The 318-nt window shown below is 54.7% G+C and carries 2 rRNA genes; both read left to right on the top strand.

What is annotated here, in order from left to right:
* Positions 1-106, top strand: a 16S ribosomal RNA gene (locus tag KI367_RS26820); the annotation flags it as partial.
* Between the two features lie 104 nt (positions 107-210).
* Positions 211-318, top strand: a 5S ribosomal RNA gene (rrf, locus tag KI367_RS26815); the annotation flags it as partial.

The following is a 318-nucleotide window of genomic DNA, read 5'->3' as shown; positions in this document are numbered from 1 at the left end:
CGGTGGGGTAACCGCAAGGAGCCAGCCGCCGAAGGTGGGGTAGATGATTGGGGTGAAGTCGTAACAAGGTAGCCGTATCGGAAGGTGCGGCTGGATCACCTCCTTTCTATGGAGAATCGTTTCCTGCAACGGAAACATTCAAATATGCCGCAAGGCAAAACAATCTCACTCGTTGTCAGTTTTGAAAGAGCAAACCTCTTTCGAAATGCGTTTGGTGGCGATAGCGGAGGGGTTCCACGCGTACCCATCCCGAACACGACCGTTAAGCCCTCCAGCGCCGATGGTACTTGGACCGAAGGGTCCTGGGAGAGTAGGACG

Origin of the sequence: Paenibacillus cookii (genome assembly GCF_018333375.1) — a bacterium.
In the GTDB taxonomy this organism is placed as follows: domain Bacteria; phylum Bacillota; class Bacilli; order Paenibacillales; family Paenibacillaceae; genus Paenibacillus_AQ; species Paenibacillus_AQ cookii.
Note: the sequence above shows the minus strand (reverse complement) of the source record. Positions and strands in the feature narration are given on the sequence as shown.